This window comes from Rahnella selenatireducens (assembly GCF_046449555.1).
Classification (GTDB): Bacteria; Pseudomonadota; Gammaproteobacteria; order Enterobacterales; family Enterobacteriaceae; genus Rahnella; species Rahnella selenatireducens.
Map to the genome: position 1 here is coordinate 19150 of NZ_JBKEZJ010000012.1, position 14938 is coordinate 34087.

Sequence of the window (14938 nt, forward strand, 5' to 3'; positions counted from 1 at the left end):
CCTGATGATTCAATACGTTAAAGTCACGGTTACCGTGTCGGTGTAAGTGCCTGCAGTCGGTGACGTCGTGAATGAAAGCAACCGGGCATAGACCGGATAAGTTTGTGTTGTGGCGGGGAAGCTGCTGACGGTCATCGCCTGCGCACCGGTTCCCCATACTTTGGTGTGTGCTGAATCCTGATAAAGCTGATAAGCCAGCGTGGCGGTCGCGCCGCTGTTGGTCATATAACGCTGCGTCACGGAACCCCCGTGTAAGCCGTAATCCATGGCGATTGCCACCGTCGCGCCGGGTGTACAGGTCACGACGACCGAACCCGCACCCGACGTACTGACCACATCCACATTGGTCGGGACGGATGCAAACGATCCAAAGTTGATCGTGCCAAGGCTGGAGACGGAAGTACTGAGGGAATTGCCGAAGGCGCAGCCATTGGTGATGGTGGCGTTGACGGTAAAGCTGGTGGTGGTTGTCGCAGCCCGCAGAACAGGCGAAAAGAGGAGTGAGAGGGAAGCCAGCAGGATGAGGGTGCGTTCAGGCATAATATCGCCCCGCTACCAGCTGACAGTGACATTGACCGTGTCCGAATAAATACCGGCCGCGGGCGTGGTCTGGGCAGGAACACGGCCATACACCGGATACCACTGGTCGGCGCCGGATCCTGTGCCGCTTACGCCGGTGGTATTGTCCCAAATCGTGGTGCGCGGGGCGGTGGTATACAGGTTATAGGCCACGGTCAGTGCGCTGTTGGTGGTGTTGGCCATTTTGCGGGCCGTCACGCTGCCTGCTGTACCGCCATCCATCAGGATTTTGTAGCTCAGCCCGTTGACGCAGTTCACGCGAATAGAACCCGCCAGTTGCGCGCTGGTAACATTAATGGCGCTGGTCAGCGTGGCATAATTGCCGAAATTGAGGGTGCCGAAAGTCGTGCTGCCGGACGACGATGTGCCCGCCGTACAGGCAGGCAGCAACGTGGCGGTGATCCCAAGCGTGGCAGAATTTGCCGACGGGACAGCCGCCTGACATAACAGCGCAATCAGGGCTGGCAACAGCGGTACCTTGATGTCCATGACCATTCCTTCCTTGACCCTCTTTCTGACATTACAGGGCTGTCTTAGCCCTGAAATGTCAGCGAACTACCAGGAAAGTGTGGCGACGACCGTATCGTTGTAAGTCCCCGCGGCCGGTGTGGTACTGGTCTGGTCAGCAGGCAATACGCGGCCATAAATCGGAATATTTTGCGGCGTCGTCCCGGTGGTCAGGGTGACGGGCGTATTAATCGCGATTTCGGTGGTACGTGCGGTATCAGAATAGAGGCGATAAGGAATGCTGTTGCCGCTGGAGGTCATGGTACGTAACCCGCCTGCCGCTGCCAGCCCGCCATTGAGTGAAAGCGTCGGGCTCAGCCCGGTGCTACAGGTGATGGTGACCGCGCTGGTGCCATTAGCGCCGAGAACGGTGCCGTTGATCACGCTGGTCAGATCGGCGTAATTACCGAAGTTTAAGGTACCCCACTGGTTGGTGCCGCCGGTGGCGGTGCCGTTACCGACGGTACACCCGGTGCTGATGGTCAGCTGAACACCCACTTGCCCTGTTAAGGTACCGGCTGCCTGCGCGCCAGCGGCGAATGTCAGGGTTGCCGCGGCCAGAATAGCCAGTAATAAAGTATTTTTTTCGCCCATGATGACTCCCAATAACTGCTTACACGGATGTGTATTCATGCAACGGTGTTGCATGTGGAAATCCTCTGGTGGTCTGTAATTAACGCTAAAGACAGCCAAAAAACGGACAAGAAACGACGTACAGGCCGGGCTTTGTTTTTTCAGCGATCACTGATGAAATCCCTGACCTTAACCTCATGATGAAAAACGTCGTTACGGTTAAATATAAGTTAATAAATTTACCTTAAGGGGATATTTTTTTCATTTTTGATAATAAGGATAAAAATTCTATAAATGTAAAATTGATAGTTTTTTATCCCGATAATGGATTTATAACAGGTCTCATTAATTAATTTTTGCGACTAAAAGATGAATTTTATTAACCATTCTTTGTGTATTGTTAAAGGGTTATGATGCTTGTCCAACCCAATGGAGACTGTGATGTTTTCTGATCCCGTTATTGCTGATATGAACCGTCTGGCGCGTTTTTTATCTTTTGACCAAACCGCCGGAAAGGGGCCGTCAGGCACTTCACCGCTGCTTATCCTGCTGGGCAACGCGATTTTATCGACCACAGAAACGGCGTTTCAGGCGCTGGCGCAGGGTCGCGTTACGCGGTTGCTGATTGCCGGTGGTATCGGGCATTCGACCCGTTTGCTATATGACGCGGTGCAGCAACATCCGGTTTACCGGAATATCGCCACCGAAGGTCGCAGTGAAGCGGAGGTGTTGTACGACATTGGCTTAGAGCATTTCGGGTTGTCTCCGGAAAATATCCTGCGGGAAACGGCGTCGACCAACTGCGGCGATAACGCATTACAGGCGCGGCGCGTGCTCGACGAAGCCGCGGACCGGAATAAGGACATTATTCTGACGCAGGATCCGCTGATGCAGCTGCGCACCGACGCCAGTTTCCGCCACGTATGGCGCGATCGTCCGGATGTCCACTTCACCAGCTGGCCGGTTCTGGTGCCGGAGCTGGTGCGCGAAGGCGAAAGTGTGAAATTTGCCGGAACCGCGCAGGCGGGTTTGTGGACGTTGCCGCGTTTTATCTCCCTGCTGCTGGGTGAAATCCCGCGTCTGCGTAATGCGCCGGGTGGCTACGGCCCGCGCGGGGCGGGCTTTATTGCCGAAGTTGAAATACCGGCAGAGATTGAAGACATTTATGCACGGCTGCGCCCGGTTCTTGAAGCCGGTTACGGCGACAGATCCTTCTGACAGACGGCGGCGGTTTCTGTCGTTTGCTGATGATTTCCGCGCAACGCCAGTAAAACCACTAGCGCGGAAAACAGCGTAATACCCGTCAGACACAGTAACAGCGGGTGCAACGAGGCGGCATAAAGCGCCTGAAGCTGCGCTGTGCTGGCCTGCGGAATGAGTTGCTGCGCGACCGCCAGATTGCCGGTCGCCAGCCGCTGCGCCGCCTGACTGATTTCCCCGCCGGTAAATTGTGCCGCCAGTGCGTTATGGGTGAGTGCTGAGAGAATGGCGCCGACAATCGCCAGTGAAACCCCTTCACCGGCCACGCGCGTGGTGCTGAAAATCCCGGTCGCCATGCCCGCCCGTTCTTTCGGTACAACGCTGACCGAAAGCCCGTCCATCAAACCCCAGGGTAAACCCGTACCAACGCCAATCATCAGCATCGGCGCGATCATGCCGGTCAGTTCCTGCGCCAGCACCGCGCGGCTCAGCCAGCCCAGACCGGCGGCGGCAATTAACAGCCCGGAGGTACACAACACGCCCGCCGATATCCAGCGCGTCAGCCACGCGGCCAGCAGCGGCACGACCAGCATCGGCACCGATAACGCCATCATCATCAGCCCGGCGCGCTCTTCGCTCAGCCCTGCGACGCCGATAAACAGCATCGGCAGCACCACCAGCAGCACCACAAAACAGAAACCGGTCGCCAGCGGCAGCGCCTGCACACCGATAAAGCGCACGTAGCGGAACAGCGATAAATCCAGCATCGGGTTTTTCACGCGAAGCTCAACCGCCACGAAAATCCCCAGTAACACCGCCGCACCCGCCAGCATCGCCAGCACCTGCGGGCTGTTCAGGCCGGATTGCGGAATGTCCATCAGCGCCCAGGTCAGCAGCGCCAGCATGGCGGTAAACGACACCGTGCCAGGCCAGTCGATACCGGCGGCCTGCGGATTCCGCGTCTCACGCATTTTCGACGTGCCGCTCAGCAGTGAAATCAGCGCGATGGCGGCGGCGGTGAAAAAGACCGAACGCCAGCCGAAATGCGCGATAAGCAATCCGGCCAGAAACGGCCCGAATGCCAGACCGACACCAAAACTGCTGCCCATCAGGCTGAACGCACGGGTTCGCGCTGCGCCGTCAAATTCCTGCGCCAGAGCCGCCGCACCGCCCGCCAGCGCACCGGCGGCGGCAATCCCCTGCGCGCCGCGCAGTAAATCGGTCCACAATAAACTGGTGCTGAAGCTCTGTAACAGCGAGAGCAGGGCAAACAGCGAAACGCCGCTGATAAACACTTTTTTGCGGCCGATTTCATCCGCCAGCGCACCGGCGGCCATCAGAAAACAGCCAAACGTCAGCATGAAAGAATTGGTTATCCAGCTCAGCGCCTGTGCGCTGCCGCCGAGTTCGCGGGCGATGGCGGGCGTGGCGACCGCGCCGCTGACGAAATTGAGCGGCAGGATCACCGCTGCCAGGCAAACGGTGAACAGAACCCGCAGGCTGCCGGTGTCGTGCGTGGATGAGGTATTCATTGGTTTTCCCCCAACGGAAAGAGTCGTGACATGGATGATAAAATGTCAGTAATCTTGCGGAAACGGGCTCCAAGTCCGATGATTAAGGACTAAAACGCTCGAATGGCGGGAAGGGTAAAGTGGAAAATCTGAAGGGTTTGCTGGCGTTTGTCCGCGCGGCGCAAAGTCAGAGTTTTGCGGCGGCAGCAGAACGCATGGGTATTTCGGCGTCGGCGGTGGGGAAAAGCGTGGCGCGCCTGGAGGAAAAGCTCAACGTGCGGCTGTTTAACCGCAGCACGCGGCGCATCAGCCTGACCGATGAAGGGCAGCTTTTTTTCGAACGCTGCCAGAATATCGTCACGCAGCTGGAAGAAGCCGAGCAGGAGCTGGTGCGGATTTCCGCCGTGCCGCGCGGCAAATTGCGCATCACCGCGCCAGCCATCGGTTACCGCATGTTGTTGCCGCATTTACCGGAATTTCGCGCACGTTATCCTGACGTTGAACTGGATCTGGATTTCAGCGACCGCATGGTGGACGTTATTGATGAGGGGTTTGATATCGCCATCCGCAGCGGTGAACTGAACAGTTCGCAGATGATGTCGCGCCGTCTGGGGCCGTTCCGCTTTGCCATCGTCGGTAGCCCCGGCTATTTCGCGCAAAACCCAGCGCCACAAACGCCGGACGATTTGCGCCATCACGCCTGCCTGCGTTACCGGTTTCCGGGTAACGGACAATGGCAGGAGTGGGAACTGAGCGAAATGCCGGAGGAACTGCCACTGGCGCTGAGCAGCAATAATCTGGAGTCGATTTTACAGGCCACGGTTCAGGGGCTGGGAATGGCGTATGTGCCGGAGTTTATCGTGCGCAACTCTCTGGCTTCCGGCGAGCTGGTTTCGGTGCTGGAGAACTTTCTGAAAGAGGGCGGCAAGTTCTCGGTGGTCTGGCCGAGTAGCCGCCATATGCTGCCCAAAGTGCGGGTGTTTATTGATTTTCTGACCAGCAAAAAAGTACTGGGCTGATCACCGGCGATCCAGCCATTTGCTCATTTCCGCCAGCGCCTGCTCCAGATTTTCACGGCCAAAGCCAATACGCAGAAAATCTTCTGAAACCGGCGTCAGTTCAGAGGCGTAAGTCACAGACGGAATGACCATCACCCCGGTTTCTTCCACCAGCCGGGTGGCGAACGCTTCCGCGCCTTCTGCACCCAGATAACGCGGAAATGCCAGCACACCGGCCTTCGGCACGGAAAGCTGGAACAGATGCGGATAGCGCGTCAGAAACGCCGTCAGTGCGGCAAGCTGGCGACGCGAACGCGCCATGACGCGCTCAAGGATCGGCGCGCGGGCGTTGAGCGCAATCGTCGTCAGAAATTCGCCGGGCATGGAATTGCAGATCGACAGATACTGCTTCATGCGTTCGAGTTTCAGCATCCACGCGTCATCCTGACAGGCCACCCAGCCGATACGCAGGCCGGGCAATCCGTAGGCTTTTGACGTCACATTCAGCGAGATCCCGCGTTCGTAAATATCGGCCAGCTGCGGCAGACGATCCGCCGGATCAAACTCTGTCAGCCGGTACACTTCATCGGAAAAAATCCAGATCCCACGCGCACGGCACATGTCCACCAGATCCGTGAGTTGCTGTTGGGAAATCAGCGCACCGGTCGGGTTATGCGGGAAGTTTATCGCCAGCACTTTGGTGTTTTCACGTAGCGCAGCCCGTACTTTTTCCACGTCCAGCGCCCAGTCGTTGTTTTCATCCAGCGCCACGCCGGTGACGGAACAGCGAGACAGCGGCACGCTTTCCAGCGACTGATAATTGGGCGTGATGACCACCGCATGATCGCCAGGCTCGAGCAGCATCTGAAAACTGGCATAAATCGCTTCGTCTGCACCGGCAAAACTGATGACCTGCTGCGGCGTAATGTGCCGGTACGTCGATGCGATGGCCTCGAGAAGTTCAGGCGTTCCGCGCAGCGGTGGGTAATCCAGTACGGTTTGCAGGAAAGGCGCGCGGTGCTCTTTTCCCGCCAGTTCAAACAGCGTATCGATGCTCATCGATTCCGGATAAGACGACGACAGCGGAAAACGGACGGCGTGTTCCAGTCGCGAGAGGTAGCTGATTAAACGAAAATCTTCTGGAAAGGACATGACGTACCCGTTAATAAAATTTGAACATCAGCGGCGCTGGCCCTGCGCAAAACGGCGCTCGAGGCGGCTTTGCAGCAGCTCTAAAACAATCGACATAATCCAGTATATCGCAGCCGCCGTCGCCAGCATTTCCATATAGCGATAGGTGCTGCGCCCGTAGGATTGCGCGAGGAAATTCAGCTCCCACAGCCCCATCAGCGAAACCAGAGAAGAGTCTTTCAGCATCGAAATAAACATCGATCCGGCGGGCGGAATAATAATGCGCAGCGCCTGCGGTGCCGTAACGTGTACCGCCACCGTCCAGCGCGAAACGCCAAGCGCCAGCGCGGCTTCCTGCTGGCCGCGCGGCACGGAAAGCACGCCGCTGCGGATGGTTTCCGCCAGATACGCGCCGTAGTTCATCGACAGCGCGATAATGCCGGAGCTGAGCGCGCCGAGCACGATCCCGACCTGCGGGAGCGCCAGATAAATGATTAATACCTGAACCAGCAGCGGCGTACCGCGAAACAGTGAGGCGTAAAACGTCGCGCAACCAAAGGCCAGCGCATTTTTGGACATCCGCCCGAGCGCGGTGAGCAGGCCAATCAGCAGGCAGAAAAACATGGAGCAGGCGGTGATCATAATGGTCAGTGCCGCGCCTTGAATAAAGCCGTCCGGCGACAGACGCAGCCCGAGCAGGAATGGCAATTTCTGGCTGATCAGGCTCCAGTCCAGCCCCATTTTGCTGAAAGTGCCGAGCAGCAGGCTGAGCAGAATAAGCCAAGTCAGCCCGGTTTTGAATTTAAACGCGTGCGCGCGGTGCCAGCGTTCCGGCGTTTCCACCTTCGGCTGGCTGTCCGGGATTTGTGGCATCACGGTACCTCGTGCGTAATATCTTCACCCAGCCAGTGCTGGGAAATTTTGGCCAGCGTGCCGTCGTCGCGCAGCGATTTAATCGTGTCTGCGACTTTCTTATCCCATTCGGCGTCACCTTTGTCCGTCGCCACCCAGTTCGGTTCGGCGTACAGTTCGGTGACAATTTTAAACACCGGCGCACGCTTGATGCGGGCATTGGCGGTGGCTAAATCAGACACCACGCCGTCCAGACGCACGCCCGGCCCCAACGCCAGATTCTGGAACGCGACTTCTTCGTCACTCGGGATGACCTGCACGTTATCGAACGGGAAGTTCAGCGGCTTCGCGCCCGGAATAACCAGCGCTTTTTGCAGGTACGTTTCATAGGTCGAGCCGATGCCGACACCGATTTTTTTATTGCTCAGATCCGCAGCGGATTTGATGCGGTCGTCTTTCTTATTGACCACTAAAACCGCAGGAGAGTTGTAGTAAGGCGTCGGGAAATCCAGCACTTTGGCGCGCTCGGTGTTTGGCGTCATCGAGCAGATACAGGTATCCCAGCGCCCCTGCCATTTACCGCCGACAATCGTTTCCCAGCCCGGCGCGATAATTTCCAGCTTCACACCCATGCGCTGTGCCACGGCTTTGGCAACATCCACGTCAAAACCCGCCAGCTGATTATTGTCATCAATAAAGCCGAAAGGCGGATAGTCATTGACGATGGCATTGCGTAAAACGCCGGTTTTGGTCACGCGATCCAGCGTCTTCCCGGCAAAAGAGGTGGCAGAAAACAGCGTGGTGGCCAGCAGGGTCAGGGCAACGAACGAAGTGCGCATAAGCAAAGTTTCCTTAAACGTAACCAAATTGGGAGAATATTGTGAAAACCTACACTAAGTTTTAGACGTATAGAAGTCCAAAATTCGCCTTTTTAGACTTACAGTGAACTCTGCCGAAAATCCCCCGAAATACAGCGTATTACTTCAATCGTTAAGTCAGTAATTAGCTTAGCAATCCCGCGCCGACGTTAATGGAAAACCCGAGAATGGCCAGATTGAAGACGAACGAAATCACTGACTGCAACAGCGCAATCTGCCGCATATCGGTGGTGCCGGTCGCCACGTCGGCGGTTTGCGACGCTACGGCAATGGTGAAAGAGAAATAGAGAAAATCCCAGTAACCGGGTTCGTCGGGCTTTTCCGGGAAAATCATCGGCGTGCAGTCTTTGCTACGCCGCAGGTAGTGATGATGCGCGTAATGCATGGCGAACGACGTGGGCAGCAGCGCCCACGAAGCAATCAGCGTGGTGGCGGTCAGCAGAATGTGCAGCGCCCGCGCGGTGCCGGTGAGATCTTTGAGCGACCCCAGCTCCATCAGGATCGCCAGAATGCTCACCAGACAGGTCAGCGTCACCAGCGTCAGCACGATGCTGGCGCTTTCATCCTGCGTTTTGGCGATGTGCGGAATGTCTTTCGACTCGGTGCGCAACATCCGAAACCACAGGAAAAACAGGTACAGCCACGCCAGCACATTCCAGCCGATCATCAGGCGCTGCAACGTCCCCAGATGCGCAGGAAGGGCGAAAAAACAAATCAGCCCGGCAACGATTGAAATCACCAGCCGGGAACGGGCGTGCAGGTAATGACGAAGGGAAAGACTCATGATGTTAGGCGCTTAGCGAAAAAGGGATGGATACGTTAAGGGTAGACGCAGATGGCAGGCTTGTATTGGTGGCGGTTTTCACTTCCTGGCGTCTGCGCAATTTCTTCCAATACCCGGTTTCGCGGGAGTGATTTAGTAGATTGTCTCCATTGCGCTTAAGGGTTTGAAATCATGTTTACAACCTCATTTTGGCCAGCCGCGGCGGCATATCAGGTTTCAATGATGGATCTGGATGCACCGGAAAATTTAAGTCCTAAAGCTCTGCAAACTATTCACTACTGCCTGCGTCTCACGGAAGCGATTAATCAGCTGGAAGCCGCCTGCGAAAGCCGTTTGCTGGATGCACTGCGCGAGGAAATGTCGATCCAGTGTTTCCGTCTTGCGCCGATGTTTGATGACCCGGATACCCGCCGCGGGCTGTTTTTGCGCGCGGAAGTGCTGGCGGACGACAGTTGCGGGAAAACCGTGCTGCCGCAAATCGCCGGGCTGAATGAACAGCAGCTGGTGCTGGGCATCGGCAATACCTCGACGTGGGTCGGGAAATCCAAACAGAGTTTTTATTCATCGTGGTTTGGCGAACCCGCGCCGATGTTGCAGGAAATCTCCGACGTGATGGACGATTTATTCCCGGTAAGCTTGCTGTATCTGCAAAAGGAAATTGCCGGTGATTTGCTGGCGATGCCCGGCTGCGCGTACAAAATTATCAACCTGTTTGGCATTGCCGGTGAAGCCAATACCTATCCGAAACATTTCGCCTATTTCTTCCCGGAAGATGAAGGGCTGAAGTATTCGCCGGTCAAACGCACCGTAGTTTTCGCCAACACTTACCTGCAATTGTTCGAACTGTTTTCGCGCACCGAAGCGGCGAAGATGGGCTGGCCGGAAGACCGGTTGCCGGACAGCCGCGTGTGCCAGCGTTATCTGATTGCGTGGTTTCGCGGGCACGATCTCGGGCATTCGCTGGTGCGTAACGAAAACGTCTTCCCGAAACTCAGCAGGATTGATCGCTGGGGATCGATGATGGTGCAGGAAGCGCTGGCCGATCAGTTTGGCCTGCTGATGTGTCTGACGCCTCAGGTGGCCGACGGTCTGCAACTCGACCGCACCGTGCTTGCGCGGATCTACTTCCTCGAAATGCTTCGCTATCTGCGTCGCGGGCCGTCGAGCTATCCCGACGCCGGTGCGGCCTGGATCCAGTTCAACTATTTGCGCGAACACGGCTGCATTGAACTGAGCGCGGATTCTATCGAATTCCACCCGGAACTGTTCTACCCCCAGATGGCGGATCTCACCCGTCTGATGAGCGAAGAACTGCTGGGCGGCGATTCGGAACGGGCGAAAAATTTCATGCTGGAGCGTTGTCCGCACAGCAATCCTGAAGATGTCGATATCCTGATGGCGCGTCTCGGCACCACCAATGACATGATTGAATACAACCAGTTAATTAAGAGAGTTCCGTTATGATGCCGTTTTCAAATGGATTTTTGCTCAGCCTGTCGCTGTGTCTGGACATCGGGATCGCCAATATCGCCATGATTACGCTTGCGATGCAACGCGGCTATTTTCACGGATTCTGGCTGGGCATTGGCACCTGCATCGGTGACCTGATTTACGCCATGCTGGCGCTGGCAGGGATGACGCTGTTGCTGCAATACCAGAGCGTCCGCTGGGTATTGTGGGTCGGCGGCTCGCTGATGCTGATGTGGTTTACCTACAAAATGATCCGCGCGGCGCTGGCTCCGGCGGGCGATCTGAACTCCGGCGACAACGGGCAGCCGCGCTCGGTTGTCCGCAACTTCGGTCGTGGCGTGTTGCTGGCGATGTCCTCTCCGACGGCGATCCTGTGGTTTGCCGCCGTCGGCGGGGCGCTGATTTCCCGCATGGGGCAGGGCGGCACCGTGGAGGCGTCGTGGTTCCTGACCGGCTTCTTCATCGCCGGTGTATTCTGGACGATCGTGCTGTGCTGCGTCGGCAGTTGGGGCGGAAAAATGCTCGGCACCAAAATGCTGAAATACTCTTACGTGGCGTCGGCGGCGATATTCTCGTACTTCGCGCTGTACGTGGTGATCACCGGTTACCGCGAATTTATCGTGTAACCGGGTGACCTTGCGAGGCGTTTAGCGACAGCGAATAATGATGGGGCGTGATCCCCATCATTTTGCGGAACGTATTGATGAAGTGACTTTGATCGTAAAAGCCCAGGCGGATCGCCACGTCCAGCGCGTTATTGTTTTTACGCAGCTGGTTGCGGGCTTCGAGCAGCCGCAGTTGCATATGGTATTGCAGCGGCGGCATGCCGATATGCTGGCGGAAAAGCCGCACAAAATGGAATTTACTCAGCCCGCTGATTTGCGCCAGCGTATCGAGGTGTATTTTCCGCGTCAGATGGTCGCGCATAAAATCCAGCGCCAGCGTGATCGGGCGCAGCGACTGTTCCTGCTCCTTCGCCGGTTCTTCCAGCAGCGCGCCCAGTAGCCACAGCAGATTCTGCTCCTGATCTTCATCATTGAGCGTGCGTTTGTAATGGCACAGTGCGGAAAACAGCGCGGGATTACTTAGAACGCCTTCGGTCAGCACTGGCGCGTGGTGGTCTGAGCGCAGATTGTGATCGACCGACACCTGACGCAGCAACGTTTGCGGAATATGCACGCTGATGAATTCGACTTTTTGATCGCCAAACAGCGATGACTGGACCGTGGACGGGTTATAAATTGTGATATCGCCGCCACGCACCAGCGCGGTTTTACCGTGTAGCCAGATTTCTTCCGTGCCAGTGAGGTTGGCGCTGATGACGTATTCGTCGTGGGTGTGACGCGGAAATGACGAATTGCTCGCAGTCAGATGCGAGCATTCAATGTCGTTAGCCATCGTCCATTCAGAAATAGAAAGAGACACATCGCACCCCGTAACTCGTTGCTGTAGCCCAAAAGATGACAATAAAAACGTTTTTGTTATGTGAAATTTATAGCATAGGACCCGGAATCTGAAGGTTTACGCCAGAAGGCGAACCGGCTCCGTACCCAGCATGACGCCGTTTTTCCCATGATGTTTTATGGCATACATCGCCTGATCGGCGCGCAGTAAGGCTTCGCTGAAATCATCGCTGAGGCTCACCTGCGCAATGCCAATCGACGCGCCAATCTGCGCCGTGCCGTTATCCAGTTCGAACGGGATTACCGCTGCATTCAGACATGCCTGCGCCACGCTTTTAATCACCGGATTATTCAGTGAATACGGAAGGAGCAGCACAAATTCATCGCCGCCCAGCCGTCCCGGGATCACCCCCGGCGGACACATTTCCTGAAAACGCTGACTCAGCCGCATCAGAACGTCATCGCCGCTGCGGTGCCCGAGCGTGTCATTCACATGCTTAAAATCGTCCAGATCGATAAACGCCACGCATAAAGCGCCGGCATTTTTCAGTGCTGAAAACTGCTGTTGTAACGCATGGCGGTTTGCCAGCCCGGTCAGCGGATCGTGGTTCGCCAGTGTTGCCAGTTGCTGCTCGTAATTCTTTTCTTTGGTCATATCGATGTGGGTGCCCGTCACTTTCAGCGGGCGCCCGGCGTCGTCCCGTTCGGTGACGCGGCCACGGTCGAGCACCCAGGTAATGGTGCCATTTTTCGCCTGCATCCGGTGCAGCGCCTCATAAAACGGCGTCTTGCCTTCCAGATGATTGTAAAAAGCCGACAACACATCTTCTTTGTCGTCCGGGTGTAAATGCTCCCGCCAGACTTCAAAACGCGCACTCAGCTCTTTGGGCTGATAGCCCAGCATGGATCCCCACCGGCGGTTGTAAATCACCAGTTTTCCGCTGGGCACGTCGAGCTGCCACAAACACAAACCGGTTCCATCCAGCGCGGCACTCAGCTTGTTGCGGGCGTCGTGCGCGATGCGTTTTAGCCGGGCATTGTGCTTCTTCAGGTTCTGGAGTTGTTGTAAAAGTGAGGAATCAGACATTTCTTATTTTATGAGTAAATAATCTTCATTCTTGCCACGGACCCTGATTTTGTAAACATCAGGTGTGAAAAATACGTGAGAGGAGAGAATTTTAGGAATTTGCCCATAAGTACAATCACGGGGAAGGGCAGCATTGCTGGGGCTGGAAATGTTAAATCAGAGGCGCATTCGTTATTTTTAAACATGGGTTGTCGATATATCTCCGGATGCAATAACGGCGTGTTTAATTATTTTCACATTATAAAAACATTTCCTTCCACCTCTTCGAAAGCGCTTTGACAATACGTGCCGGTTTTCGCTGGTTATTTTATTTATTGCCTGTCTTTATCCTGAGCTGGCTTGTCAATCCAATACGGAATAAGGCAAAATATGCGACCCGCAAAACGGGGTGCTTCACTCTTTGTTCATTAACGAAATCATTCTTCGTACAAGAAAACATTCAAAAACCAGAGGCCGGGCTTAGTACCGGATAGATATTTACTTTCAGAAATCGACAGTCTTGTCGCAAGGAAACATAAATGGTGCACCACTCTTTTTATGTGACGTCATCCGTCATGGGAAATTCACATCATGTCGGATAACGTCGGTTCAGGTACCCCCTCCCGCGTGGAACTGCGTAAAAGCCTTACGCTGATTCCGGTTGTCATGATAGGCCTGGCCTATATGCAACCCATGACTCTGTTCGATACGTTCGGTATTGTCTCCGGCCTGACCGACGGCCATGTGCCGACGGCCTATGCCTTCGCGCTGATTGCTGTTTTATTTACGGCGCTGAGCTACGGCAAACTGGTGCGCCGCTATCCTTCTGCGGGCTCTGCTTATACTTACGCGCAAAAAGCGATTCATCCGGTGGTCGGCTTTATGGTCGGCTGGTCGTCGCTGCTCGATTATTTATTCGCACCGATGATTAATATCCTGTTGGCAAAAATCTATTTCGAAGCGCTGGTGCCCTCCGTGCCGTCGTGGATATTTGTTATCGTGCTGGTCGGCTTTATGACGCTGTCGAATTTACGCAGTATCAAAACTGTCGCCAATATTAATACGCTGGTCGTCGTCTTGCAGATTGTGCTGATTGTTGTGATTACCGGCATGGTGATTTACGGCGTTAACCACGGCTCAGGCTACGGCACGCTGGCCAGCTCGAAACCGTTCTGGGGCGAAAATACCCATACTGTGCCGCTGATTACCGGCGCAACCATTCTGTGCTTCTCGTTCACCGGCTTTGACGGCATCAGTAATTTGTCGGAAGAAACGAAGGACGCCGAACGGGTGATCCCACGGGCAATTTTCCTGACGGCGTTAATTGGCGGTGCCATCTTTATCGGCGCAACCTATTTCCTGCAACTGTATTTCCCGGACATCTCCAGCTTCAAAAACCCGGACGCTTCGCAGCCTGAAATCATGTTGCAGGTTGCCGGACGCGCCTTCCAGTTTGGCGCGCTGATTTTCTCAAGCATTACGGTTCTGGCTTCCGGCATGGCGGCGCATGCGGGCGTTTCGCGACTGATGTATGTCATGGGCCGCGACGGCGTATTCCCTAAACGCTTTTTCGGCTATATTCACCCGACATGGCGCACGCCGTCTTTCAACGTGTTGCTGGTTGGCGCAATTGCCCTGATGGCGATTAACTTCGATCTGGTGACCGCGACGGCGCTGATTAACTTCGGTGCGCTGGTGGCGTTTACCTTCGTGAATCTGTCTGTGATTTCGCAGTTCTGGATCCGCGAGAAGCGCAACAAAACCTTGCTGGATCACTTCCAGTATCTGTTTTTACCGATGTGCGGCGCACTGACGGTCGGTGCGTTGTGGGTGAATCTGGAAGAAGGTTCGATGGTGCTGGGGCTGATCTGGGGCGCAGTTGGCTTCATCTATCTGGCCTGTGTGACCAAAAGCTTCCGCAACCCGGTACCGCAGTACGAAGACGTGGCGTAGCCGGTTTATAAACAGCGATAGCGCCTTCGGGAA

The 14938-nt window shown here is 55.5% G+C and carries 15 protein-coding genes; 5 read left to right on the forward strand and 10 right to left on the reverse strand.

Annotated features, from left to right (window positions below; genetic code table 11):
* Positions 1 to 9 precede the first annotated feature (9 nt).
* The 3 genes from ACLBVC_RS18350 to ACLBVC_RS18360 form a co-directional block, all read right to left on the reverse strand.
* Positions 10 to 540 carry a Csu type fimbrial protein gene (locus ACLBVC_RS18350; protein ID WP_410150806.1) on the reverse strand — a complete coding sequence of 177 codons (531 nt, stop codon included), beginning with the start codon at positions 538 to 540 and terminating at the stop codon, positions 10 to 12.
* Between the two features lie 12 nt (positions 541 to 552).
* Positions 553 to 1068 (reverse strand): Csu type fimbrial protein, encoded by a 516-nt coding sequence (locus ACLBVC_RS18355; RefSeq protein ID WP_410150807.1) that lies wholly within the window; start codon positions 1066 to 1068, stop codon positions 553 to 555.
* 66 nt (positions 1069 to 1134) lie between these two features.
* On the reverse strand, positions 1135 to 1680 hold the full coding sequence (locus ACLBVC_RS18360) for a Csu type fimbrial protein (protein ID WP_410150808.1): 546 nt from the start codon (positions 1678 to 1680) through the stop codon (positions 1135 to 1137).
* Positions 1681 to 2100: 420 nt separating this feature from the next.
* On the opposite strand from ACLBVC_RS18360, the gene ACLBVC_RS18365 reads away from it, so the two are divergent.
* A complete protein-coding gene (locus tag ACLBVC_RS18365; protein WP_410150809.1) occupies positions 2101 to 2877 on the forward strand; it encodes a YdcF family protein in 777 nt (258 codons plus the stop codon).
* On the opposite strand, the gene ACLBVC_RS18370 is transcribed toward ACLBVC_RS18365, so the two are convergent.
* Positions 2856 to 4391, reverse strand: coding sequence for an MFS transporter (locus ACLBVC_RS18370; protein ID WP_410150810.1), 1536 nt, complete (start codon positions 4389 to 4391; stop codon positions 2856 to 2858). The genes ACLBVC_RS18365 and ACLBVC_RS18370 overlap by 22 nt on opposite strands.
* A 119-nt stretch (positions 4392 to 4510) precedes the next feature.
* On the opposite strand from ACLBVC_RS18370, the gene ACLBVC_RS18375 reads away from it, so the two are divergent.
* On the forward strand, positions 4511 to 5389 hold the full coding sequence (locus ACLBVC_RS18375) for a LysR substrate-binding domain-containing protein (RefSeq protein WP_410150811.1): 879 nt from the start codon (positions 4511 to 4513) through the stop codon (positions 5387 to 5389).
* Here the strand turns inward: ACLBVC_RS18375 and ACLBVC_RS18380 are convergent, their stop codons facing one another.
* The 4 genes from ACLBVC_RS18380 to ACLBVC_RS18395 all read right to left on the reverse strand — a co-directional run bounded on the left by ACLBVC_RS18380 (position 5390) and on the right by ACLBVC_RS18395 (position 9013).
* Complete coding sequence (locus ACLBVC_RS18380; protein WP_410150812.1) at positions 5390 to 6520, reverse strand: aminotransferase class I/II-fold pyridoxal phosphate-dependent enzyme; 1131 nt, start codon at positions 6518 to 6520, stop codon at positions 5390 to 5392.
* Between the two features lie 27 nt (positions 6521 to 6547).
* A complete protein-coding gene (locus ACLBVC_RS18385) occupies positions 6548 to 7372 on the reverse strand; it encodes an amino acid ABC transporter permease (protein ID WP_410150813.1) in 825 nt (274 codons plus the stop codon).
* On the reverse strand, positions 7372 to 8190 hold the full coding sequence (locus tag ACLBVC_RS18390; protein ID WP_410150814.1) for a transporter substrate-binding domain-containing protein: 819 nt from the start codon (positions 8188 to 8190) through the stop codon (positions 7372 to 7374). Before ACLBVC_RS18390 ends, ACLBVC_RS18385 begins: the two co-directional genes overlap by 1 nt.
* A gap of 163 nt (positions 8191 to 8353) precedes the next feature.
* Positions 8354 to 9013, reverse strand: a complete 660-nt coding sequence (locus tag ACLBVC_RS18395; protein WP_410150815.1) for a DUF1345 domain-containing protein — start codon at positions 9011 to 9013, stop codon at positions 8354 to 8356.
* 171 nt (positions 9014 to 9184) lie between these two features.
* On the opposite strand from ACLBVC_RS18395, the gene ACLBVC_RS18400 reads away from it, so the two are divergent.
* Together ACLBVC_RS18400 and ACLBVC_RS18405 are read left to right on the forward strand one after the other, a co-directional pair.
* The gene (locus ACLBVC_RS18400; protein WP_410150816.1) at positions 9185 to 10477 is read left to right on the forward strand and encodes a hypothetical protein; all 1293 of its coding nucleotides are present in this window, start codon (positions 9185 to 9187) and stop codon (positions 10475 to 10477) included.
* A complete protein-coding gene (locus ACLBVC_RS18405; protein WP_410150817.1) occupies positions 10474 to 11109 on the forward strand; it encodes a LysE family transporter in 636 nt (211 codons plus the stop codon). Before ACLBVC_RS18400 ends, ACLBVC_RS18405 begins: the two co-directional genes overlap by 4 nt.
* Here ACLBVC_RS18405 and ACLBVC_RS18410 read toward each other — a convergent pair.
* Together ACLBVC_RS18410 and ACLBVC_RS18415 are read right to left on the reverse strand one after the other, a co-directional pair.
* Positions 11099 to 11908, reverse strand: coding sequence for a helix-turn-helix transcriptional regulator (locus ACLBVC_RS18410; RefSeq protein WP_410150818.1), 810 nt, complete (start codon positions 11906 to 11908; stop codon positions 11099 to 11101). The two genes, ACLBVC_RS18405 and ACLBVC_RS18410, sit on opposite strands and share 11 nt — an antisense overlap.
* Before the next feature lie 96 nt (positions 11909 to 12004).
* The gene (locus ACLBVC_RS18415) at positions 12005 to 12973 is read right to left on the reverse strand and encodes a GGDEF domain-containing protein (protein ID WP_410150819.1); all 969 of its coding nucleotides are present in this window, start codon (positions 12971 to 12973) and stop codon (positions 12005 to 12007) included.
* 570 nt (positions 12974 to 13543) lie between these two features.
* Here ACLBVC_RS18415 and ACLBVC_RS18420 point away from each other — a divergent pair.
* A complete protein-coding gene (locus tag ACLBVC_RS18420; protein ID WP_410150820.1) occupies positions 13544 to 14905 on the forward strand; it encodes an APC family permease in 1362 nt (453 codons plus the stop codon).
* Positions 14906 to 14938 lie beyond the last annotated feature (33 nt).